Source organism: Deinococcus metallilatus, from assembly GCF_004758605.1.
Taxonomy (GTDB): Bacteria; Deinococcota; Deinococci; order Deinococcales; family Deinococcaceae; genus Deinococcus; species Deinococcus metallilatus.
In genome coordinates this window covers 2,042,254-2,064,321 of record NZ_CP038512.1, presented here as the reverse complement: position 1 = coordinate 2,064,321, position 22,068 = coordinate 2,042,254, and the positions used below count along the sequence as shown (strand labels likewise).

Sequence of the window (22,068 nt, the reverse complement as noted above, 5' to 3'; positions counted from 1 at the left end):
AAGCCCCAGTCAGGCGCTACCCTGGGATTGAACATCGTGATGGAGGGCGGCGACCAGGCGAATGCCCGCGTGGGCGCGAACAGCAGCCAGAGCGGGCTGGCCTGGGCCGCCTTCGCCTGGGGCGGCAAGCAGGCCCTGCCCTCCCTGTGGCCCCGCGTGACCCTCGGCAAGTCGCCTCTCACCCTGCAAGGAGCCTCCCATGCGCAAGTTCCTCACGCTGGCCCTCACCCTCACCGCCACCGCCGCCGCTGCGCCCGTCACCCTCACCTACTGGCAGTACGACTACGCCAGCAAGGTCGACACCATGAACAAGCTGATCCAGAAGTTCGAGGCGCAGAACCCCGACATTAGAATCAAGCAGGAAACCTTCCCCTACGACGCCTACAACCAGAAGGTGGCCTCCAGCGTCCCGGCGGGGCAGGGTCCCGACGTGGTGAACCTCTACTACGGCTGGCTGCCGCAGTACGTGGACAGCGGGTACCTCCAGCCGCTGCCCGCCAAGGACTTCCCGGCGAAGCAGATCGAGAGTACCTTCGTGCCGATGGTCCAGACCAGCAAGATCGGGGGGCAGTATTACGCGCTGCCGACCGCCGTCCGCACGCTGGCCGTCTTCTACAACAAGGACCTGTTCAAGCAGGCCGGGGTGCTGACGCCCCCGCGCACCTGGGAAGATTTCATCGCTGCCGCGCAGAAGGTCGTGAAGGGCGCACCGCCCCGCTTCACCACGCTGGGTTTCGGCATCCAGCCCGACGGTCAGGACTACCATGTCGTGCGCGAGGTGCTGGTGCGGCAGTTCGGCGGCGCGCCCTACAGCAAGGACGGCAGGCAGGTCACCTACGACAGCGACGCGGGCGTGAAGGCGATGACCTTCTACACCGACCTCTACACCAAGTACAAGCTGGGCACGCCCAACTTCTTCCCCGGCAACAACAGCTACCGCGACGCCTTTATCGCCGGGAAGGTCGGCATGATCATCGACGGGTCCTTTGCCATCGGCACCATCCAGAAGGGCGCGAAGTTCAACTGGGGCGTGGTGCCGCTGCCCGTGTTCAAGGGGAACGGTGTCCGCAGCAACTTCGGCTCCTGCTGGGTGAACGGCATCACCAAGAACGCCAAGGGCGACAAGCTCGCCGCCGCCGTCAAGTTCCTGAAGTTCCTGACCAGCGAGGACACCCAGCGCACCTGGCTCCAGTCAGTGGGGGAGATCCCGGCGAGCAAGAAGCTGGCGAACGATCCCACCCTGCGCCGTGACCCGGTCTACGGTCCCTTCGTGTACGCCCTGCCCTTCGCGCACTCGACCCTGTTCGTGGACGAGGCCGGGCAGCGCAAGGCCTGGGTGGACGCGATCAATTCGGTGATCCTGCAAGGGGACAGTCCCACGAACGCCGTGAAGAAGGCAGCGGCGGACGAGCAGAAGATTCTGAATGGCTACTACAAGTGAGGCGCGGGGGGACCGGGCACCCGCCCGTTCCTCCGCCCGCCCCGGTTCATTGCGGCGGCACCAGATTCTCACCGCGTACACCTTCCTGCTGCTGCCGCTGCTGTTCTTCCTGATCGTCCGCTTCATCCCGACCCTGATGGCCCTGCGCCTCAGCCTCTTTGACTGGAACATCCTCAAGGAGCAGCAGCCTTTTTTGGGGCTGGAGAACTACCGGGCGCTCCTCCAGGACGAGAAATTCGGCCAGGCGCTGAAGAATACGGCGCTGTACACCCTGATCGGCGTTCCGGCGCAGCTTGTCCTGGGCCTGGGCATCGCGCTCTTGCTGGGCCGCATTCGCGCCTTTCAAGGGCTTTACCGCGCCCTGTACTTCGCGCCGTACGTGACGCCCATCGTGGCTGCCGCCTGGGTGTGGCAATGGGTGTTCAGCCCGCAGTTCGGGCCGGTGAATACCTTCCTGATGTGGCTGCATATCCCGCCGCAGGCGTTTCTGACCTCCCCGAGTCAGGCACTCCCGACGACCGCCGCGCTGGTCGTCTGGCAGAACCTGGGCTTCCAGGTGGTGCTGTTCCTCGCCGGGCTTGCCGCGATTCCCCGCGTGTACTACGAGGTGGCGGAGATTGACGGGGCCAGCAGCCCCCAGGCGTTCTGGAAGATCACCCTGCCCCTGCTGAACCCCACCATCGTCTTCAGCGTGGTGACCGGGACCATCGCCTACCTGCAACTGTTCACGCAGGTGGTGAACCTCAACTTCACCGACCAGGGCGGGCCGCTGGGCAGCACCATGACCGTTGCCCTCTACATCTACCAGCTCGCCTTCGGGCGCTACCAGATGGGCTACGCCTCCGCGATCACGGTGGTGCTGTTCGTGATCATCCTGCTCATCACGCTGCTGCAACTGCGCTTCCTGACCCGGAGGTATGACGTTTGACGGCCACGACCGCCCTTCCCCGCAAGCGGGTGGACCTGCGGACGGGCCTCGCCTATCTGGTCCTCACGCTGGGCGTGATCCTCACGCTCTTTCCCTTCGCCTGGATGCTGCTCACCAGCCTGAAAAGCTTTCAGGAACTCTTCAACCTGGCCTTTTTCCCCGCCGACCCCACGCTGGACAACTACCGGCAGGTGTTGGGCGGGACGCAGTTCCTCCAGTGGTTCGGCAACAGCCTGCTGGTGGCGACGGTGACGACCCTCAGCGTGCTGTTCTTCGACTCGCTGGTGGGGTACACCCTCGCCAAGTTCGACTTTCCCGGCAAGAACCTGGTGTTCATCCTGATTCTCTCCACGCTGATGATCCCCACCGAGATGCTGGTCATCCCCTGGTTCGTGGGCGTCACCGACCTGCACCTCACGAGATCGGTGCCCGGCGCCTACTTCGCCATCCTGTTCCCCGGCCTGATGAGTGCCTTCGGGGTGTTCCTGATGCGGCAGTTCTTCGAGAGCGTGCCGGGTGACCTGCTGGAAGCCGCGCGCATCGACGGGATGCACGAGTTCGGCATCTTCTGGCACATCGCGCTGCCGCTGGTGCGCCCGGCCCTCGCCAGCCTCGCCATCTTCACGTTCCTGGGCAACTGGAATGCCTTCCTGTGGCCGCTCATCGTGATCCAGCAGCCCCAGTTCCGCACCCTCCCGGTCGGCACGGCCCTGTTTAACGGCGAGGCGGGGACGCAGTGGGGGCTGATCATGGCGGCGAGCAGTCTGGCGGTGATTCCGGTGCTGCTGGTGTTTGCGTTCTTCCAGCGCCAGATCATCGAGGGCATCGTCCTCACGGGGATGAAAGGCTGACATGCGGGTCTGGGTTCGTCAACGCCGCTGCGACGAGCCGTTCCCGGAGGTCCAGGCTGTACTCCCGCGCCCCCACCCGTCTCTGCACAGCCTTATTCTGTTCAATGTTCTAAAGGAGGCGCCGGGTCAGCAGTTCCGAGACGGCGAGGCTCCCCAGCAGCGCCAGTCCGGCCAGCGCGGCGACGAAGCCCGAAACCTCGCGGGGCTGCAAGGTCCAGCCCAGTGAGCGGCCGAGGTCGTGGTAGATCGAGCTGAGCTGATCGGCGGAGCGCGCCTCGAAGTAGCGCCCGCCGGTCGCGGCGGCGATCTGCTGAAGGGTCGCGGCGTCGACGCCGCCCCGGAAGCCGTCCCAGCGGTTGCTGCGCAAGTTGCCGTTCTGGGTGCCGAGGCCCACGGTGTAGACCTTCACCGCCAGCTTCCTGGCCTGCGCCGCCGCTTCGAGCGGGTCGGGGCCGCTGTTGTTGCGGCCGTCGGAAAGCAGCACGATGGCCGCAGGTACCCGTTCCTTGCCCGCAGGAGCGTCCGGGCCGCGTCCCGGCAGGGCGTGCAGCGCCTCCAGCAGCCCCTCGCCGATGGCGGTGCTGTTGGCCATGTTCAGCGCGTCGATGGCGGCGAAGACCTGGGCGTGTTGCGTCGTGGGCGGCGAGTTGAGGACGGCGTACCCGGCAAACGAGGTCAGGCCGACCCGCGCGCCCTCCGGCAACGACTTCACGAAGCGGCGCGCGGCCTCCTGCGCGGCGACGAAGCGGTTGGGTTCGATGTCCTGGGCCTCCATCGAGCGCGAGACATCGATGGCCAGCATGATCGTCGTCCGGTTGTCGGGCAGCGGGAGCGGCGCGTGAGGCCGGGCCAGGGCCAGCAGCGCCAGGGTGAGGGCCACCAGGTACAGCAGCGCCGGGGCATGCCGCCTCAGGGGGTGCGGGCGCCCGCTGGCCCGCGCGAGCAGCGGCAAATCCGGGTGCAGCGCGGCGGCCTCGGCGGGCCGGGCCAGCCCGCGCAGGTACAGCCACACCAGCAGGGGGAGCAGCCCCAGCGGGACGAGCGCCCAGGGCCAGCCAAAACTCATGACGGCACCTCCTTCACGGCACCCTCCGCTGCCAGGCCAGCGCGAGGCCGCCGCCCAGCACCAGCAGCAGCGCCGCCAGCCCGGCCACGGGTCCGCTCAGCCCCAGTTCGCTCGGCTCCCAGCGGATCGCCGTGCCGAGGTCGCGGTACAACCGGCGCAGCCCCTCCGGGTCGGGTGGGGAGAGGAACTGTCCGCCGGTGAGCTGGGTCAGGCGGAGCAGTTCCCGGGTATCGAACGGGACGAACACCAGCTGGCCCTCCACCCGGCTGACCGCGCCGCCCTCCCGGCCCACCGCGACGGCGTACAGCTTGACCTGCTCGTCGGAGGCGAAGCGCGCGGCCAGCAGCGGATTGGCCCCCCGGTTCGAGATGCCGTCGGAAAGCAGCAGGATCGCGCCGGGAGGCAGCGTCCGCGGGTCAAGCGGGGTGCTGCGCGGGGCGGGCTGGCCTTCCAGCAACTCACGCGGCGGGACCGCGTTCTCGCGCTGCGGCAGGGCCCGCACGCCGCTCACCAGGGCGCTGGCGAACGAGGTCGCCTGCGCGGGCTTCACCCGGTTCAGGGCGCCCAGCACCTCCTGACGGTCGGTGGTGGGCGGCACCAGCACCGAGGCGTTGTCCGAGAAGGTCAGGAAGCCGATCCGGGTGGAGGCAGGTGCCAGCGCCAGGAACTGCCGCGCAATGGCCCGCGCCGCCTCCAGCCGGGAGGGCGGCACGTCGTCCGCGAGCATCGAGCGCGAGGCGTCGAGCGCGATCATCACCGCCGCCTGGTTGACCGGCAGGCGGGGCCGGGCGACCGGCTGCGCGGCCGCGAACAGCAGCAGGGCCAGCGCGCCCAGTTGGAGCAGCAGCGGCAGGCGGCGGCGCGGGCCACGTCCGGCGCGCAGCACCGCCCCGAGCAGGTGCGGGTCGGCGTAGCGCCGGGCCTGCCGCTCGCGGCGCCGGGCGCCCAGCCACAGTACCCACGCCGCCAGCGGCAGCAGCAGCAGCAGCCAGAGCAGGGCGGGAAAACCGAAGGTCATGGGCGCCGCCCCCGGCGGACTGCCGCAAAGCGCAGCAGGGGCCCCACCGGGTCCCGCTCGGTGTCCAGGTCCAGCAGGTCCACCTGGGCCGATTGCAGCGCCCGCCGCAGCGCCCGGTCCCGCTCGCCCACCAGCCGGGCATGTGCGGCGCGCACCTGCGGGTCGGAGGTATCGAGCCACAGCTCCTCTCCCGTTTCCGGGTCACGCAGCCGCAGCCCGCCCACATCCGGCAGGGTCCGCTCGGCGGGGTCCGAGACGCGCACGGCCACCACGTCGTGGCGCTGCGCCAGGCGGCCCAGGGCACCGGCCCAGCCCCCGCTGCCCGGCTCCAGAAAGTCCGACACCACGAACACCAGCGAGCGCCGCCGCAACGTGCGTTCGGCGGCCTTCAGGGCCGAGGCCAGATCGGCAGGCTGCGGCTGCTCCGGGCGGGCGGGCCGGGCGAGCAGGTTCAGCACCGCCAGCGCCTGCGAACGCCCGCCGCGCGGCGGGACCACATCCGAGCTGGCCCCGAAGGTGCTGACGCCGATCTTGTCGCCGTGGCGGGTGACCACCAGCGCCGCCACCCCCGCGAACTCGCGCGCGAGGTCCCGTTTGAGGGTGCGGCGCGTGCCGAAGTTCATGGAGGCCGAGGTATCCACCAGCAGCCAGACGGTCAGTTCGCGTTCCTCGCGGTACTGCCGCACGTGCAGCCGTCCGCTGCGCGCGGTGACGTTCCAGTCGATGCGGCGCACCTCGTCGCCCGGCTGGTACTCGCGCACCTCGGCCAGGTCGAGGCTGGGACCGTAGAAGAGGCCCCGGTAATCCCCGAACAGGAAACCGTCGAGGCGCCGCACCACCCTGAATTCCAGCCGCCGCAGCAGTTGGGCGGGGCGTTCCGGCGGTGGCCGGACCCCGCTGGGCACCGGCGGCGGGGCGGTCACGCTGCGGCGGCGTCTAAGCAGGTTCATCGCGCGTCACGCCGGGGGAGGAGGCGCCGTGGGGGTCGCCCAGATGCACGCGCGGCAGCGGCACGGCGGCGATCAGGCGGCCCACCAGGTCCTCCAGCCGGACCTCCTCGGCCAGCCCCTCGTAGGAGAGCATGAGGCGGTGCCGCAGGACTTCCGGCGCCAGGTCACGCACGTCCTCCGGCAGCGCGTATTCGCGCCCACGCACGATGGCCAGCGCCTTGGCTCCCAGGATCAGGTTGACGCTGGCGCGGGGGCTGGCCCCGTAGGCGACGGCCCGCTGCACTTCCGGCAACCCCGCCTGGGCCGGGTCGCGGGTGGCGCGGGCCAGGGTCACCGCGTACTCGGTCACGGCCGGGTGGACGTACACCTGATCGGCCAGGCCCTGAAGCTCGCGCAGCTCCTCGACCGACAGTTGCACCCCGACCGGCGGGAACGTCTGCGAGACGCGCTCCACCACCGTCATCTCCTCGTGGAAGCCGGGGTAGCTGACGAGGACCTTGAACATGAAGCGGTCGACCTGCGCTTCCGGCAGGAAGTAGGTGCCTTCCGACTCGATGGGGTTCTGGGTCGCCAGCACCAGGAAGGGATCGGGCAGCCGGAAGGTCTGCACGCCGATGGTCACCTGCCGCTCCTGCATGGCCTCCAGCAGCGCCGACTGGATCTTGGCGGGCGCGCGGTTGATCTCGTCGGCCAGAATCAGGTTGGCGAACACCGGGCCGAGTTCGACCTCGAAGGCCCCGGTTTTCTGGTTGTAGATGCGGGTGCCGATCAGGTCGGCGGGCACCAGGTCCGGCGTGAACTGGATGCGCCGGAAGCTGGCGCCGATGGCGTCGGCGGTGGTGCGGATCGCCAGCGTCTTGGCGAGTCCCGGCACGCCCTCCACCAGCACGTGCCCGCGCGCGATCAAAGCGACCAGCAGGCGCTCCAGCAGCAGGTCCTGCCCGACGATGACCTTCTTGACCTCGAACAGCAACGTGCGCAGCCGCGCGGCGGCCTCCATGACGGCCTGCGGCGAGAGCGGGGTGAGGGGAGAGGCGCCCGTCATCAGACCCTCAGGTCCGGCGGGGGCGTCAGCGGCACGTCCGGCTGCGGGAGCGGCAGGCCCGGCAGCGGGCCGGGGGCCTGGAACGGTTGCAGCGGGAACAACTCCCCGTCCCCTCCCGGCTGACCACCGGGCTGCTCACCGCCAGGACCCGGTGTTCCCGGTTGCAACTGATAAAACTGCCCGTCCTTGAACATCAGCACCGTGCACGCTCCTTGGCCCGGCTGCGGCTGTTGCCCCTGCCCGGGCGCGTTGCCGGGGCGAGGCGTGAGTGGAATGAGTTCACGTGGATCGTTCTGTGCCTGAACCGTCATGGGCTGCGGGACCACGGTGACGCCGCCCCCGGCAGGGGCAGAGACGCTGGAGCGGCCCGCCACAAAGCCCACCCCCAGCGTGCTGAGGACGAGGCCGACCAGCAGCGCCTTCATCCTGCTTCCTTGAGACCCAGTGGAAAAAACGTCCGAGCGGAACCGTCTGAAACGTTCACGCCAACCCCCAGGGTGAGTCAAAACGTAGGTTTACTGTACCCCCCGATTCTGGGAAAACACTAAACTTTCACGACTGCTCCGCTTCAGGCAAGGGTGCAGACAGTTTTGCACCCCCCTGCAAGGGATATATCTGGGAAGGCTGTGCAGGACGCCAAAAGCCCCTCTTCCCTTGCTGGGGAGGGGCGGACGGCGACGCCGCGTCATTGTGGGGAAAGCCCGGAAGATGATGAAACTGTCCGCATCCTTGTTCAGGACCGCTTCGTACCGAGAGGCGGCCCGATCAGCCCCGGCCGCTACCGCTTCCCGCCCTGCGCTTCGTGTTGCAGCACGGCGGACACGTGCTTCACCGACTGCGGGTCGAGCACGTAATACCAGAGATTGTCGATCTTGCGGGATTTCCCTCCCAGGTAGAGCCGCTCGACGTTCTTCAGGCTGGGGCGGTAATTGCGGTAGAGGTTGAAGGCGTCGCCCGCACCGATGTTGGTCTGGACGTTCTTGAGGGCGATATTCAGCATGGCGGGCGCGTACGCGATCCCGCGCAGGGTGTGGAGCTGCTTGCCCAGGGCCTCCAGGACCGATTTCTGGCGTTCGATGCGCCCGAGGTCCCCCTTGGGATCGTCGTAGCGCATGCGGGTGTAGCCCAGTGCCTGCGTGCCGTTCATGCGCGACACGCCGGGCTGGTAGGTCAGGCCCTCGTACTTGAAGCCCTGTTTGACGCTGACGGTGACCCCCCCGAGGCCGTTGACGAGCTGCACGAAGCCCGCGAGGTCCACCTCGGCGTGGTAGTAGATGGGCAGCCCGATCAGGGCACTGACGGTTTTGACGCTGAGGCCGGTCCCGCCGTAGGCGTAGGCGTGGTTGATCTTGTCGAGGCCCTTGCGTCCCGGGATGGCGACCCGGGAGTCGCGGGGGATGCTGAGGAGCTTGGCGCGGTTCTGCCGGGGATTGAGCACCAGAACCATGATGGTGTCGCTGCGGCCACGTTCCTGCGCGCGGCGGTCGATGCCCAGTAGGAGGATGGCGACCGGATCGCCGTTCTTGAAGCTGACCGGATGCGGCGCCGGGAGGGGAGCCGTGGGGCGCGTGACGGCCGGTTTTGCCGGAGTTTTCGCGGGAGGTTTTGCTGGGGTTTTTGCTGAAGTCTTCGCTGGAGTCTTTGCCGTGTTCTTCGCCGGGGTTTTCGCCGGAGGTTTTGCCGTGGTTTTGGGAGGTGTGGCGGGCTTGGCCTGGCCAGCGCTGGAGGTGGTGGCAGTCCCCGGTTTGGTCGGTGTCCCACTGGCGGCCTGTCCGGCTCCTGTCACGAGGACCAGCGCGAGCGCCGTCTTGAGTATTCGGTGCTGCCTCATTCGCCTGCCTCCTGTCGTGCGGGGTGTGCTGTAAAGATTGACATTGATTTTAATTGTCCGGCGACCTGTTGTGTTACACCTTCGGATTCTCTTACCGGGCCGTTCAGGAAACTCCCAGCTCCCTGGCGGGAGCCGACCTGTCAGGCCCGCTCCGCTCGCGCCGGGCGGCCTAACCAGGGGGAGTGCGCGAACGCCCGGCAGCGATACGGGTAAAGGCCGGGCTCTGGGCCCTGTTCCGCGCTGGGCGTGTTAGCCTCGTCCCCGTGATCCTCTCGTGATGCTTGCTGTGATCGGTGTCGGCCTGCTCGCCGGGGTGCTGGGGGCGATCCTGGGGCTGGGTGGCGGCGTGGTGGTGGTCCCTGCCCTGGAATTCGTGGTGCCGCACTTCGGGCGCGACCTCACCATCCAGCAGGCGGTGGCGATCAGTCAGATCGGGGTCCTGGCGGTGGGGCTGAGCGGCGCGGCCAGCTACCTGCAACAGGGGCTGGTGCGCGCCCGCACCGGCTACCTGCTCTCGCCGTACACCATCATCGGCGGCGCGGTCGGCAGTTTCCTGGGGCTGGTGCTGCCCGCAAAGGTCGTTGCCACCGTCTTCGCGCTGCTGCTGCTGTATTCCGCCTACAACCTGCTGCGGGGCCTCAGGCGGGTGGAGGTGGAGCGCACCCCCAGCCGCCTGGTCCCGCCCGCCATGACCTTCGCGGGCATCATGAGCGGCCTGCTGGGCATCGGCGGGGGCACCGTGCAGGTGCCGGTGCTGAACCTGCTCGCGGGCGTCCCGATCCGGCAGTCGATTGCCACCAGCACCTTCATCATGGGCCTGACCGCCGTGGGGAACGCGCTGGTGTACCAGGCGGGCGGATTGCTGGACGTGCGGCTGGCGGCGGGCGTGGCGCTGGGCGTGCTGGTGGGGGCGCGCGCCGGAGCCAGCCTGCAAAGCCGTATCCCCGCCGCGCAACTCAAGCTGTTTTTCAGCCTGCTGCTGGTCTTCACCGCCGGGCAGCTTCTGTGGAAATACTGGGGGCACGGATGACGCCAGGGCGCAAGTCTGACAACGAACTCGCGGGCCTCCCCGCCTGGCTGTACCCGGCGGGCTTCTGGGTGGCGGTGGTCCTGCTGGCCGTCGCCGTGTTGTTTCCGGCCCTGGCGGTGGTCGGCGTCACGTGGGTGGCGCTCGTTCCGGTGCTGGCCGCCGTGTGGGTCGCCCTCTCGGCCTGGAACCGGGACCGCCGTCTGAGCTTCGCGGCGCTCGCCGCGCTGGCCGGACTGGCGGCCGTGTACGTGGTCAAAAGCTTCATTTAGAGCTATCAGCTTTCGGCGGTCAGCAGGATGTTCTCCTGAAAGCTGACGGCTCCCAGCAAGAAACGCCCGTCCACTGTGAGCGGGCGCTTCGGCGTCCAGCCGCGTCTCCTTGCGGCTCCGGTGGGGCATGGGTTGTGGAAGGAACTGATGCCTACTGTACGGTCAGGCCGGACCGATTGCCAGAGGATGAAGAACGTCTCAAGGGACGAGCGGCGGCCAGAGCCAAAACGTGCGGCAGCAGTGGACAAACGCCCCGACGCCGCCTAAAATTTGGACCGAGTTCAAGATTCCATTCCTGCTTCTGGAGGTCGCATGAAGAATCAGCCGTACCGCATTCAACGGGCCGCCGTGATCGGCGCGGGCGTGATGGGGGCCGCCATCGCCGCCCAGCTCGCCAACGCGGGTATTCCCGTCACCCTGCTCGACATCGTGCTGCCGGACAACCCCGACCGCAACTTCCTCGCCAAGCAGGGCATCCAGCGGGCGCTCAAGGCCCGGCCCGCCGCCTTCATGGACCCCGCCCGCGCTTCGCTCATCACGCCGGGCAACCTGGAAGACGACCTGAAGAAGCTGAAGGACGCTGACTGGATTCTTGAAGCGATCATCGAGAAGCTGGACGCCAAACGCGACCTGTGGGCGAAGGTGGAAGGTGTCGCCAAGAAGACGGCCATCCTCTCCAGCAACTCCAGCGGCATCCCGATGCACCTCCAGATCGAGGGCCGCTCGGAGGACTTCCAGCGCCGTTTCGTGGGCGCCCACTTCTTCAACCCGCCGCGCTACCTGCACCTCCTCGAAGTGATCCCCACGCCCAAGACCGACCCCGAGGTGCTGGGGGCCTTCATCGAGTTCGGGGAGAACGTGCTCGGCAAGGGCATCGTGATCGCCAACGACGTGCCGGGCTTCGTCGCCAACCGGATCGGCGTGTACGGCATCGTCCGCGCGATGCAGCACATGCAGGAGGCGGGCCTGACCCCCGACGAGGTGGACCAACTCACCGGCCCCGCCCTGGGCCGCGCCAAGAGTGCGACTTTCCGCACCGCCGACCTTTCCGGCCTCGACATCATCTACCACGTCGCCAACGACCTGAACAAGGCCACGCCGGAGAACGAGGACTTCAGCCTCACGGACACCTTTAAAAAGCTGGTCGAGGAGAAGAAGTTCCTGGGCGACAAGACCGGCAGCGGCTTCTACAAGAAGACGAAGGACGAGAAGGGCAAGACCAAGATTCTCAGCCTCAACCTCGACACGCTGGAATACGAGGACCGGGGCAAGGTGAAGGTGCCGCTGGTCGAACAGGTGAAGAACCTGCCCCTCGCGCAGCGCGTGAAGGCCCTCTACAACGCCGAAGGCAGGGAAGGCGACTTCCTGCGCGGCGTGATGGACGACGGCTTCTGGTACGCCGCCAAGATGGCCGGGAACGTCTCCAACCGCCTTCAGGACATCGACAATGCCCTGAAGTGGGGCTTCGGCTGGGAGGAAGGCCCCTTCGAGACGATGGATACCCTCGGCGTCCAGAACGTGATCGCCAACCTGGAAAAGGAAGGCCGCACCCTCCCGCCCCTCCTCCAGAAGATGAAGGAGACGGGCCGCGACAAGTTCTACCAGGAGGGCGAAACCGTCACTCCGGCGGGCGAGCCGACCCAGTACCAGGCGCCGTATTTCATCCTGACTGACCTCAAGAAGGACGCTACGAAGGTCGTCAAGAAGCGCCCCGGTGCGAGCATCGTGGACCTGGGGGACGGCGTGCTGCTGGTCGAATGGCACGCCAAGATGAACGCCCTCGGGGAAGACCAGCTCCGCGCCGTGCAGGACGCGCACAAGCTGGTGCAGGAGATGGGCTACGCGGGCCTGGTGCTGGGCAACCAGGGCGAGAACTTCAGCGCGGGGGCGAACCTGCCGCTGATCCTCTCGCAGGCGCAGGACGAGGAATGGGACGAGCTGGACAGCGCGGTCAAGCAGTTCCAGCAGATGACCACCTCCATGCGCTTCAGCCCGCATCCCACCGTCGCGGCCCCCTTCAACCTGGCGCTCGGCGGCGGCTGCGAGTTCAGCATCCACGCCGACCACATCGTCGCCAGCGCGGAACTGTACATGGGCCTGGTGGAAGTCGGCGTGGGCCTGATCCCCGGTGGCGGCGGCACCAAGGAAATGCTGCTGCGCTTCACGGATCAGATTCAGCCCGGCCAGCCGCTGCTCCCCGCCGTGCAGCGTGCCTTCGAGCTGATCGGCACAGCCAAGGTGTCCACCAGCGCCCTCGAAGCCCGCAAGCTCGGCTTCCTGCGCGACCACGACACCGTCGTGATGAACAAGAACCACATCATCGAGGAGGCCAAGCGAATGGTGCTGGCCCTCGCGCCCGGCTACATCCAGCCCACGCCCCGCCAGGACATCCCGGTGATGGGGGACGCCGCGATTGCCGCCGTCAAGATGGCCCTCTACGGCATGACCGAAGGCGGCTACGCGACCAAGTACGACGCCGTCGTTGCTGGCGAACTCGCCCGCGTCCTCAGCGGTGGCACCGGCAACAACCGGAACGCCAAGGTCAGCGAGCAGCACCTCCTCGACCTGGAACGCGAGGCCTTCCTGACGCTGCTGGGCAAGAAGGGCACCCAGGACCGCATCGCGCATATGCTCAAGACCGGCAAGCCCCTGCGGAACTGAACCCTGCCCCTGAAAGGAGTGCCATGACGACCCGTTTCCCCTCACCCCTGAAACCCGCTGCCCTGGCCGCGCTGGGCGTAGGTGTCCTGGGCCTGCTCGGTTCGGCGTGGCGCTTTTCGGATGCCCTGGTGCGGGCCAAGCCGGTGCGGCGGATCGTGAAGGCGGCGCGGGTGCTGGCACACGGCGAGGGGCAGGTCAAGCTCACGCGGACCGCCGAGAGCGTGCGTCCCGGCGTGCTGGGTCTGACTTGGCCGGAAGGTCACGCGCTGCTCGGCCCGGCTTCGGAGGTGACGCGGAAAACGGTCACCCGTCCGGTGCTGAAGCTGGAGGGCACGCTGCCTGTCGGCGCGAGGGTGCGGCCCACTTCGCTCGCCTACGGGGGCACGCCTGCCACGCTCGGCCTGGACTTTCAGGACGTGACCGTGCCTGCGCCGGTGGGGGAGCTGCCCGCGTGGCTGGTCCCCGGTGAGCGGCAGGACACCTGGGTCATCCTCGTCCACGGTTACAACGGGCTGCGCGAGGACGCTCTGCGGGTGCTGCCGCTGTTCCGCCGCCTGGACCTGCCCAGCCTGACCATTACCTTCCGCAACGCCCACGGTGCCCCGCGCACCCCGGACGGCTACTACCGCCTCGGGGCCGCCGAGTGGGAGGACCTGGAGGCCGCCGTGCAGTATGCCCAGGCCCACGGGGCGTGGCGGGTGCTGCTCTTCGGCTTCAGCATGGGCGGGAACATCGTGCTGTCGTTCCTGCGGCGGAGTCCGCTCGCGTCTCTGGTGGCCGGGGTCGTTCTGGACTCTCCCGCGCTGGAGTGGCGTGCCCTGCTGCGCCACCACGCGCGCCGCCTGCACATTCCCTGGGCTGCGGGTCCGTTGGAGCGGGCCACCGTGTTCCGCAGCAAGCAGGATTTCGCGGCGGTGGACCACCTCAGCGCGACGGACACCTTCGCCACGCCCATGCTGGTCTTCCACGGCACCGCCGACATCACCGTCCCCGTCGAGCAATCCGACGCCCTGGCCGCCGCCCGCCCCGATCTGGTGGAGTATGTGCGGGCCGAGGGAGCCGAACACATCCGGGTGTGGAACGTGGACCCGGAGGGGTATGAGGGGGCGGTGGAGGGGTTCATTCAGAGGGTTCTTCCTCAGCCGGTAGGAGGAGGCGTGTGACAGACTGGGCCGGTATTGTCACGCTGTCGGAACAAACGACGGTCAATCCTCCCGTCCGTAGGGATGATCTGGAGAGCCTTCGTAACTCCATCAATCTCCCACTTCCCACCGCTTACAAGGATTTCCTTAAGTTCTCAGACGGTCTGGAACTCTTGTCTCCAGTCATCTTGTCCGCTCGACAGGCCATCTTCAAAAATCAGGAACTCCGTGGAGAACACTGGGGGGAACTGTATCTGTCATTCGCTGGGATGTTTTTCTTTGGAGAAGACGCGGATGGCGATCTGTTCTTCTTCCGAATCCTGAACAATGAGGTGGACGAAGGTGTATTCGTCTGGCGACATGAGGACGATAGCCGTATCCGTGTCTCTTACACACTCGAAGCCTTTCTGGAGCAGTACATTTCAGGCAAATACGACGCCTGGAGCCTCTAAAGGAGTAACCTCATGCGTGACGCAGTCATCGTTTCCGCCGTCCGGACCCCCGTGGGGCGCGGCGTCAAAGGCACCCTCGCCAACACCCGCCCGGACGACCTCGCCGCCCTGGTGCTGAATGAGGCCGTGAAGCGCGCGGACGTGGACCCCGCCATCGTCGAGGACGTGTACCTCGGCTGCGCCATTCCCGAAGCCGAGCAGGGCCTCAACGTGGCGCGTCTGGCCGCGCTGCGAGCCGGGATGCCCGACAGCGTGGGCGGCGTGACCATCAACCGCTTCTGCTCCAGCGGTCTTCAGACCATCGCGATGGCCGCCGCCGCGATCCAGACCGGGCAGGCTGACGTGATGCTGGCCGGGGGCGTGGAGAGCATGAGCATGGTCCCCATGACCGGCCACAACCCCAGCCCCAACCCCGACTTGGTGGACGAGCGCCCCGGCGCCTACATCGGCATGGGCCTGACCGCCGAGAACGTGGCGCAGAAGTACGGCGTGAGCCGCGAGGATCAGGACCAGTTCGCCCTCCGCAGCCACCAGAAGGCGGCGGCAGCCCGCGACGGCGGCCGATTCAAGGACGAGATCGTCCCTGTGCCCGTCCGCAAGGACACCGTGAAGGGCACCAAGCTGAAGTCCGAGACGGTCCTCTTCGACACCGACGAACTGATCCGCGACGACGCCAACCTGGAGGACATGGCGAAGGTGCGCCCCGCCTTCAAGACCACCGGTTCGGTCAGCGCCGCCAACTCCAGCCCCTTCAGTGACGGCGCCGCCGCCGTTCTGATCATGAGCGGCGAGAAGGCGCAGGAACTCGGCGTGAAGCCGCTGGCGAAATTCCTGGGCTTCGCGGTGGCGGGTGTCGAACCCGAACTGATGGGCATTGGCCCAGTGAAGGCCATCCCGAAGGTGCTGGCCCAGACCGGCCTGACCCTCGACGACATCGACCTGATTGAACTGAACGAGGCCTTTGCCGCGCAGAGCCTCGCCGTGATCCGCGAACTCGGTCTGCCCGAGGAGAAGCTGAACGTGAACGGCGGCGCGATTGCTCTGGGGCACCCGCTGGGCTGCTCCGGCGCCAAGCTCACCACGACCGCCATCCACGAACTGCGCCGTCGTGGCGGCGGCAAGGCCCTGATCACCATGTGCATTGGCGGCGGCATGGGCGCGGCGGGCGTGTTCGAGGTGTACCCGGAGGAGGAGCAGGGAGAGCAGGCGGCGGACTGACGCAGAAGGCTGATGGCTGACTGCTGAAAGCTGAAGGCTTTTGTGGGCGTGCCAGGCAAGGTCCGGCGCGCCCCTTTTCATTCCTTCTGCCTGCGCTACCCTGCCTCCCGATGCCCGACCTCGCGACGACTTCCCCTGCCCGCCCCCGCCTGCGCCTGCGTGTGACGGCGGCGGCGGAAGCGCAGTTGCGCGGCGGGCACCCCTGGCTGTACGCCTCCAGCGTGCGGGAGCAGAATCGCGAGGGAGAGGCGGGCGAACTGGCGGTGGTGTATGACCGCCGCGACCGCTTTCTGGCGCTGGGCCTGTACGACCCGCACTCCCCCCTGAGAGTACGGGTGCTGCACGTGGGGTTCCCCGTGATCGTGGACGAGACGTGGTGGGCGGCCCGTCTGGACGCGGCGCTGCTCCGGCGGGCCGCGCTCTTCGCCCCGGAGACGGACGGTTACCGGGTGCTGAACGGCGAATCGGACGGCTTCCCCGGCGCCGTGGTGGACCGCTACGCGGACACGCTGGTGCTGAAGCTCTACACGGCGGCCTGGTTCCCGCACCTGCCCCTGTTGCTGGAACTCCTGGCAGAACGCTTTCCGGGGTTCCGGGTGGTGCTGCGCCTCAGCCGCAACATCGTGGCGCTGGCAGAAGAGGCCGGTTTGCGTGATGGTCAGACGCTCGCGGGTGACGAGCCGGACGGCCCGGTCATCTTCCGCGAATCCGGCCTGCGCTTCGAGGCGGACGTGGTGCGCGGGCAGAAGACCGGCTTTTTCCTCGACCAGCGCGAGAACCGCCGCCGGGTGGAGGCGCTGGCGAAGGGGCGGCGGGTGCTGAATGCCTTTTCCTTCTCCGGGGGGTTCTCCCTGTACGCGGCGCGGGGCGGGGCGCGGGAGGTGGTGAGCCTCGACATCAGCCCACATGCTCTGGCGAGTGCCGAGCGGAACTTCGCGCTGAACCCCGGCCTCACCGCGCGGCACGAGACGGTGCAGGCGGACGTGTTCGAGTGGCTGGCGGAGACGAAGCGCGAGTTCGACCTGATCATCCTCGATCCGCCGTCCCTGGCGCGGCGCGAGGCAGAACGGGTGGGAGCCATTCGCGCCTACGGCAAGCTGGCGGCGGACGGCCTGCGCCGCCTGGCGCCCGGGGGCGTGCTGGTGAGCGCCTCGTGCAGTGCCCACGTCAGTGCCGACGAGTTCTTCGAGGCGGTGCGGGGTGCCGCGCGGCGCAGTGGCCGCAAATGGCGCGAACTGCGGACCAGCCGCCACGCCCCCGACCACCACGCGAGTTTCCCGGAAGCCGAGTATCTGAAGGCGATCTCCCTGCAACTGGACTGACGGGGCCGAAGTGGAGGAGAGGCCGCGCAAGATCATTCACGTGGACATGGACGCCTTCTATGCGTCGGTGGAGCAGCGTGACGATCCCCGCCTGCGCGGGCAGCCCGTCGCGGTCGCCTGGGGCGGCAAGCGCAGCGTCGTTCTCACGGCGAGTTACGAGGCGCGGCCCTTCGGCGTGCGGAGTGCCATGCCCCTCTACCGCGCGCTGGAACGCTGCCCCGAATTGCGGGTCGTGGAACCGCGCTTCGAGGCCTACCGCGAGGTGAGCGCGCAGGTGCGCGAGGTCTTCTTGCGTTACACGCCGCTGGTCGAGCCGCTCTCCCTGGATGAGGCGTACCTGGACGTGACCGCACCCCTGACGGGCGGGCCGAGCGCGACCCGGATCGCCGGGAGCATCCGCGCCGAGATTCACGCGCGCACCGGCCTCACCGCGACGGCGGGCGTGAGCGTGAACAAGTTCCTCGCCAAGCTGGCGAGCGGCCTGAACAAACCCGACGGGCTGACCCTGCTGCTGCCCGAACAGGCGGACGGGCTGCTCGCCTCGCTGCCCACCGCCGACTTTCACGGCATCGGCCCGGCAACGGCACGCAAGCTCGCCGCGTGCGGCATTCACACCGGGGCCGACCTGCGCGCGGCACCGCCCGAGCAACTGACCCGGCTCTTCGGGCGGATCGGGGAGCATTTCGCCTGGATCGCCCGCGGCCAGGACGACCGGCCCGTGGAACCGGACCGTGCCCCCGTCAGCATCGGTGCGGAGGAAACCTACGCGGATGACCTTCACACGCCGGAGCAGGTGCAGGCGGCCTTGCCCCACCTGGCGCGGAACGTGGAGCGGCGGCTGGTGCGGGCGGGCCTGGCGGGGCGCGTGGTGATCCTGAAACTCAAGTTCGATGACCGGGTCACCGTGACGCGCCGCGTGTCCCTGCCCCATGCCGTGTGGGAGGCGGAGGCGCTGGCCCGTGTGGCCGCCCGCCTCGTCACCCGCGAACTGATCCTGGGGCGCGGCGTGCGGCTGGTCGGCATCACCGTTTCGGGCCTGGGACCGCCGACCGAGCCACCGCCCCGGCTGTTCGAGCAGGTGGACTGAACCCTTCAGCTTTACAAGTGAGGAATGTAAGAGTGCTGTTATCTGGCATTCGTACTGTGAAGTATGCAAAGTTCAAGGGGTAAGAGGCTGAAGCAGGTGGCCCTCTCCGCGCTGCTCCTGGCCGGGGTGGCGAATGCCGCGACCATCAAGATCGCCACGGTCAGTCCGCTGAGCGGCAGCCTGACGCCGATGGGCAGCGAGGTCAAACGCGGCGCCGAACTGGCCGTGCAGGAGCAGGCGGGGGCCTTCAAGGCGCTGGGCTATGACCTGGTCCTGGCGCCGTATGACGACCAGGCCTCGGCGACGCTGGCGCCGCAGATCGCCAAATCCGTCCTGGCGGACAAGAGCGTGCTGGGCGTGGTCGGTGCGCTGAACTCCAGCGTGTCGAACGTGGTGGCCCAGGCGTTTGCCCCGGCCAGGCTCACCATGATCTCGCCTGCCAGCACCAACGATCAGCTCACGCAGAATGCCTGGACGCACTTCAACCGGGTCGTCGCACCGGACGCCGCGCAGGGGGTGGCGGCGGCGGGCTACATCGCGGACGAACTGAAGGCCGCGTCGGTCTTCGTGATCTCCGACAACACGGCCTACGGCAACGGGCTGACCCGGGCCCTCCTCGACAATCTGAAGAAGCACAAGGTGCCGGTGGCCGCCTATGCGGGCGCGTCCACCGCCGCCCAGATTGCCGAGGTCGTGAAGCGGGTCAAGGCCAGCGGGGCCGACATGGTGTATTTCGGGGGAACGGACGACACCGGCTCGCAACTGGTGAAGGCGCTGCGGGCGGCGGGCGTCACCGCGACCTTCATGGGCGGGGACGGCCTCGATTCGCCCAGCTTCCTCCAGCGGGCCGGGATCGCGGGGGCAGGCGTCGTGTACAGCACGGTCTTCGGGCCGGTGAGTGCCTTTTCCAACGCGCTGGACTTCAATGACCGGTATCAGGCGGCCTACAAGACCAAGCCGAGCGGCGTGGCCCTCTATGCCTACGACGCGACGAACGCGCTGCTGGCCGCGATCAAGGCGGCGGCCACGGGCAACCGCGCGCTGCCGACCCGCGCCCAGGTCAGCGCCGCCGTCCGCAAGGTGAACCTCCCCGCCTGCTTCACGGCGGACAAGAGCCGCTGCGCGACCATCACGGGCGCCGTCGCCTTTTCGGACACCGGCGAGCGGCTGAACTCGCGGGTGCTGATCATGCGCTTCGACGACGTTCTCCAGCCGCAGGTCGCCAAAGTGCAGACAGTGAGTGCCGAGAGCCTGAAGTGACCGGCCGCTGATTCGGCGCGAACAGGAGCGGGACGACCTGCCTACGGGTCGTCCCGCTCCTGTCGGTGAGAGGCTAGGTCCGCGCCGCCTCCCTCTCCCCGGCGCCTTCACCCGCCAGGTGCAGCCAGGTACTCAGCACGCTGTCAGGGTTGAGGCTGACCGAGTCGATGCCCTGCTCCATCAGCCACTGGGCGAGGGCCGGGTGGTCGGAGGGTCCCTGCCCGCAGATGCCCACGTACTTGCCCTGGCGCTTGGCAGCTTGGATGGCCTGGCTCATCAAGGCGAGGACGGCCTCGTTCTGCTCGTCGAACAGGTCGGCCACCAGCCCCGAGTCGCGGTCCAGCGCCAGCGTAAGCTGCGTCAGGTCGTTGCTGCCGATGGAGAAGCCGTCGAAGTGTTCGAGGAACTGGTCGGCCAGGATGGCGTTCGAGGGCACCTCGCACATCATGATGACCTTGAGGCCCTCATCCCCTTCAGACACAGCCTCGCCGCGTTTCAGCCCGTTCTGTTCCAGAATCCGGTTGATGGTCTGCGCCTCGCCCACGGTGCGGACGAAGGGAATCATCACCTGCACGTTGGTCAGGCCCATCTCGTCGCGGACCTCGCGGATCGCCTCGCACTCCAGCGCGAAGGCGGCGGCGAAGTCGGCGGAACGGTAGCGGGAAGCGCCCCGGAAGCCGATCATCGGGTTCTCTTCCTGCGGCTCGTAGGCGGGGCCGCCGATCAGGTGCGCGTACTCGTTGCTCTTGAAGTCGCTGAGGCGCACGATCACCGGCTTGGGCGCGAAGGCGGCGGCGATGCTCGCCACGCCCTCGGCCAGCTTCTCCCGGAAGAAGTCGCGCGGCGAGGCGTACCCGGCGGTCTTCTCCTCGATCTGCGCCTTCACGTCCTCGGGCACGTCGGGGTAATCGAGCAGCGCGCGGGGGTGAATGCCGATCACGTTCGAGATGATGAACTCCACGCGCGCCAGCCCCACGCCCTCGTTCGGCAGCGCCGCGAAGGAGAAGGCGCGGTCGGGCGAGGCGACGTTCATCATGATCTTCATGCCGACTTCCGGCATGGCGTCCAGTTCGACCCGGTTCACGCGGAAGGGGAGCTTGCCCTGGTACACGTACCCGGTGTCGCCTTCCGCGCAACTGACCGTCACCTCATCACCGCTCCGCAACTCGCGGGTGGCGTTGCCGGTGCCCACGACCGCCGGGATGCCCAGCTCACGCGCGATGATCGCCGCGTGGCAGGTGCGCCCGCCCCGGTTGGTCACGATGGCGGAGGCGCGCTTCATCACCGGTTCCCAGTCGGGATCGGTCATGTCGGCCACCAGCACGTCGCCGTCCTGCACCCGGTCCATCTCGCTGACCTCACGGATCACCCGCACCGTCCCTGCGCCGATACGGTTGCCCACCGCGCGGCCTTCGACCAGCACTTCGCCCTTGCCTTGCAGCTCGAAGCGTTCCAGCGTGCGCCCGGCGCGGCTCTGCACCGTTTCGGGCCGGGCCTGAAGGATGTAGATCAGACCGTCGCGCCCGTCCTTGCCCCACTCGATATCCATCGGGCGGCCGTAGTGATCCTCAATGGTCACGCACTGGCGGGCGAGTTCGGTCAGGTCCTCGTCCGAGAGGCAGAAGCGGCGACGCTCCTCCTCGGGCACGTCCACCGATTCCACACCGCCGCCCTCGGCGTAGATCATCTTGCGGGCCTTGCTGCCCAGCGTGCGCCGCAGCACCGCGCGTTTTCCGGCCTTCAGGGCAGGTTTGTACACGAAGTATTCGTCGGGGTTGACCGCCCCCTGCACCACCAGTTCGCCCAGCCCGTAGGCCGCCGTGACGAGCACCGCGTCCCGGTAGCCGCTCTCGGTATCCAGGGTAAAAGCCACGCCGCTCACGCCCAGATCGGTGCGGACCATCCGCTGCACGCCCGCCGACAGCGCGACTTCCGCGTGGGCGAAGCCGTGGTGGACCCGGTAGGAGATCGCCCGGTCGTTGTAGAGAGAAGCGAAGACGAGGCGGACGTGGTGCAGCACGCTGTCAATGCCCCGCACGTTCAGGAAGGTTTCCTGCTGCCCGGCGAAGGAGGCTTCGGGCAGATCCTCGGCGGTCGCGCTGGAACGCACGGCCACGTCGGGCTCGGTGCCCCCGGCCTCCTGGGTCATCTGCGCGTAGGCATCCCGGATGGCCTGTTCCAGTTCGGCGGGCAGTTCACCTTCCTCGACCCAGCCGCGAATCTCCTTCCCGGCGGCGGCCAGAGCCACCACATCGTTCACGTCCAGGGCTTCGAGCCTGGCGTTGATCTTTTCCTCGATCCGGTTGTGGGCGAGGAAGGCGCGGAAGGCGTCGGCGGTGGTGGCGAAGCCTCCCGGTACCCGCACCCCGGCCCCGGCGAGGCCCTGGATCATCTCGCCGATGGAGGCGTTCTTGCCGCCCACGATCTCCACGTCCGTCATCCTTAGTGTCTGGAACCAGCGAATCATGTCCATGCGTCCTCCGCGTGCAGGTGGGCT

General features: G+C 68.0%; 19 protein-coding genes. 12 read left to right on the top strand and 7 right to left on the bottom strand.

The features are described from left to right. The first annotated feature begins 199 nt into the window (after window positions 1–199). Genes E5F05_RS16000 through E5F05_RS15990 form a run of 3 tightly spaced genes read left to right on the top strand, consistent with a single transcriptional unit; the run spans window position 200 to window position 3,220 of the window. Entirely contained in the window at window positions 200–1,441 is a 1,242-nt protein-coding gene (locus tag E5F05_RS16000) for a sugar ABC transporter substrate-binding protein (RefSeq protein WP_129119643.1), read from the top strand. Continuing rightward, window positions 1,425–2,369: a carbohydrate ABC transporter permease gene (locus E5F05_RS15995; RefSeq protein ID WP_129119642.1), complete on the top strand. Its 945-nt coding sequence runs from the start codon at window positions 1,425–1,427 to the stop codon at window positions 2,367–2,369. The genes E5F05_RS16000 and E5F05_RS15995 overlap by 17 nt, the downstream gene beginning before the upstream one ends. Beyond that, window positions 2,366–3,220, top strand: coding sequence for a carbohydrate ABC transporter permease (locus E5F05_RS15990; RefSeq protein ID WP_221274211.1), 855 nt, complete (start codon window positions 2,366–2,368; stop codon window positions 3,218–3,220). The genes E5F05_RS15995 and E5F05_RS15990 overlap by 4 nt, the downstream gene beginning before the upstream one ends. 109 nt (window positions 3,221–3,329) lie before the next feature. Here E5F05_RS15990 and E5F05_RS15985 read toward each other — a convergent pair whose 3' ends face one another. From E5F05_RS15985 to E5F05_RS21955, 6 genes are all read right to left on the bottom strand, one after another. After that, window positions 3,330–4,286 (bottom strand): VWA domain-containing protein, encoded by a 957-nt coding sequence (locus E5F05_RS15985; protein WP_129119641.1) that lies wholly within the window; start codon window positions 4,284–4,286, stop codon window positions 3,330–3,332. 13 nt (window positions 4,287–4,299) lie between these two features. Continuing rightward, the gene (locus tag E5F05_RS15980; RefSeq protein WP_129119640.1) at window positions 4,300–5,304 is read right to left on the bottom strand and encodes a VWA domain-containing protein; all 1,005 of its coding nucleotides are present in this window, start codon (window positions 5,302–5,304) and stop codon (window positions 4,300–4,302) included. Next, complete coding sequence (locus E5F05_RS15975; protein WP_129119639.1) at window positions 5,301–6,254, bottom strand: DUF58 domain-containing protein; 954 nt, start codon at window positions 6,252–6,254, stop codon at window positions 5,301–5,303. The genes E5F05_RS15980 and E5F05_RS15975 overlap by 4 nt, the downstream gene beginning before the upstream one ends. Next, complete coding sequence (locus tag E5F05_RS15970) at window positions 6,241–7,299, bottom strand: AAA family ATPase (RefSeq protein ID WP_129119638.1); 1,059 nt, start codon at window positions 7,297–7,299, stop codon at window positions 6,241–6,243. The genes E5F05_RS15975 and E5F05_RS15970 overlap by 14 nt, the downstream gene beginning before the upstream one ends. Further along, a complete protein-coding gene (locus E5F05_RS15965) occupies window positions 7,299–7,724 on the bottom strand; it encodes a hypothetical protein (RefSeq protein ID WP_129119637.1) in 426 nt (141 codons plus the stop codon). Before E5F05_RS15965 ends, E5F05_RS15970 begins: the two co-directional genes overlap by 1 nt. Before the next feature lie 353 nt (window positions 7,725–8,077). Beyond that, window positions 8,078–9,130, bottom strand: coding sequence for an LCP family protein (locus E5F05_RS21955; protein WP_129119636.1), 1,053 nt, complete (start codon window positions 9,128–9,130; stop codon window positions 8,078–8,080). A gap of 277 nt (window positions 9,131–9,407) precedes the next feature. On the opposite strand from E5F05_RS21955, the gene E5F05_RS15955 reads away from it, so the two are divergent. From E5F05_RS15955 to E5F05_RS15915, 9 genes are all read left to right on the top strand, one after another. Continuing rightward, window positions 9,408–10,160, top strand: a complete 753-nt coding sequence (locus E5F05_RS15955) for a sulfite exporter TauE/SafE family protein (protein WP_129119635.1) — start codon at window positions 9,408–9,410, stop codon at window positions 10,158–10,160. Next, entirely contained in the window at window positions 10,157–10,429 is a 273-nt protein-coding gene (locus tag E5F05_RS15950; protein ID WP_129119634.1) for a hypothetical protein, read from the top strand. The genes E5F05_RS15955 and E5F05_RS15950 overlap by 4 nt, the downstream gene beginning before the upstream one ends. Before the next feature lie 312 nt (window positions 10,430–10,741). Then, window positions 10,742–13,090, top strand: coding sequence for a 3-hydroxyacyl-CoA dehydrogenase/enoyl-CoA hydratase family protein (locus E5F05_RS15945; RefSeq protein WP_129119633.1), 2,349 nt, complete (start codon window positions 10,742–10,744; stop codon window positions 13,088–13,090). A 23-nt stretch (window positions 13,091–13,113) separates the two neighbouring features. After that, a complete protein-coding gene (locus tag E5F05_RS15940) occupies window positions 13,114–14,253 on the top strand; it encodes an alpha/beta hydrolase (protein WP_129119632.1) in 1,140 nt (379 codons plus the stop codon). Beyond that, a complete protein-coding gene (locus tag E5F05_RS15935; protein ID WP_129119631.1) occupies window positions 14,250–14,684 on the top strand; it encodes an SMI1/KNR4 family protein in 435 nt (144 codons plus the stop codon). Before E5F05_RS15940 ends, E5F05_RS15935 begins: the two co-directional genes overlap by 4 nt. Window positions 14,685–14,696: 12 nt before the next feature. Next, window positions 14,697–15,902, top strand: a complete 1,206-nt coding sequence (locus E5F05_RS15930) for a thiolase family protein (RefSeq protein WP_129119630.1) — start codon at window positions 14,697–14,699, stop codon at window positions 15,900–15,902. Between the two features lie 110 nt (window positions 15,903–16,012). After that, complete coding sequence (locus E5F05_RS15925) at window positions 16,013–17,224, top strand: 23S rRNA (cytosine(2499)-C(5))-methyltransferase (protein ID WP_129119629.1); 1,212 nt, start codon at window positions 16,013–16,015, stop codon at window positions 17,222–17,224. Window positions 17,225–17,234: 10 nt separating this feature from the next. Beyond that, window positions 17,235–18,311, top strand: coding sequence for a DNA polymerase IV (gene dinB, locus E5F05_RS15920; protein ID WP_129119628.1), 1,077 nt, complete (start codon window positions 17,235–17,237; stop codon window positions 18,309–18,311). A gap of 96 nt (window positions 18,312–18,407) precedes the next feature. Further along, a complete protein-coding gene (locus E5F05_RS15915) occupies window positions 18,408–19,571 on the top strand; it encodes a branched-chain amino acid ABC transporter substrate-binding protein (RefSeq protein WP_241687188.1) in 1,164 nt (387 codons plus the stop codon). Between the two features lie 73 nt (window positions 19,572–19,644). On the opposite strand, the gene ppsA is transcribed toward E5F05_RS15915, so the two are convergent. Next, entirely contained in the window at window positions 19,645–22,044 is a 2,400-nt protein-coding gene (gene ppsA, locus E5F05_RS15910) for a phosphoenolpyruvate synthase (RefSeq protein WP_129119626.1), read from the bottom strand. Between the last annotated feature and the right edge of the window lie 24 nt (window positions 22,045–22,068).

Excerpts from the sequence above, each read along its gene's own strand:
- E5F05_RS15925 (WP_129119629.1), top strand. The coding sequence starts at position 16,013 with ATGCCCGACCTCGCGACGACTTCCCCTGCCCGCCCCCGCCTGCGCCTG.
- ppsA (WP_129119626.1), bottom strand. The coding sequence starts at position 22,044 with ATGGACATGATTCGCTGGTTCCAGACACTAAGGATGACGGACGTGGAG.
- E5F05_RS15950 (WP_129119634.1), top strand. The coding sequence starts at position 10,157 with ATGACGCCAGGGCGCAAGTCTGACAACGAACTCGCGGGCCTCCCCGCC.
- E5F05_RS21955 (WP_129119636.1), bottom strand. The coding sequence starts at position 9,130 with ATGAGGCAGCACCGAATACTCAAGACGGCGCTCGCGCTGGTCCTCGTG.
- E5F05_RS15980 (WP_129119640.1), bottom strand. The coding sequence starts at position 5,304 with ATGACCTTCGGTTTTCCCGCCCTGCTCTGGCTGCTGCTGCTGCTGCCG.
- E5F05_RS15995 (WP_129119642.1), top strand. The coding sequence starts at position 1,425 with ATGGCTACTACAAGTGAGGCGCGGGGGGACCGGGCACCCGCCCGTTCC.
- E5F05_RS15955 (WP_129119635.1), top strand. The coding sequence starts at position 9,408 with ATGCTTGCTGTGATCGGTGTCGGCCTGCTCGCCGGGGTGCTGGGGGCG.
- E5F05_RS15985 (WP_129119641.1), bottom strand. The coding sequence starts at position 4,286 with ATGAGTTTTGGCTGGCCCTGGGCGCTCGTCCCGCTGGGGCTGCTCCCC.
- E5F05_RS15965 (WP_129119637.1), bottom strand. The coding sequence starts at position 7,724 with ATGAAGGCGCTGCTGGTCGGCCTCGTCCTCAGCACGCTGGGGGTGGGC.
- E5F05_RS15945 (WP_129119633.1), top strand. The coding sequence starts at position 10,742 with ATGAAGAATCAGCCGTACCGCATTCAACGGGCCGCCGTGATCGGCGCG.
- E5F05_RS15930 (WP_129119630.1), top strand. The coding sequence starts at position 14,697 with ATGCGTGACGCAGTCATCGTTTCCGCCGTCCGGACCCCCGTGGGGCGC.
- E5F05_RS15940 (WP_129119632.1), top strand. The coding sequence starts at position 13,114 with ATGACGACCCGTTTCCCCTCACCCCTGAAACCCGCTGCCCTGGCCGCG.
- E5F05_RS16000 (WP_129119643.1), top strand. The coding sequence starts at position 200 with ATGCGCAAGTTCCTCACGCTGGCCCTCACCCTCACCGCCACCGCCGCC.
- E5F05_RS15975 (WP_129119639.1), bottom strand. The coding sequence starts at position 6,254 with ATGAACCTGCTTAGACGCCGCCGCAGCGTGACCGCCCCGCCGCCGGTG.
- E5F05_RS15970 (WP_129119638.1), bottom strand. The coding sequence starts at position 7,299 with ATGACGGGCGCCTCTCCCCTCACCCCGCTCTCGCCGCAGGCCGTCATG.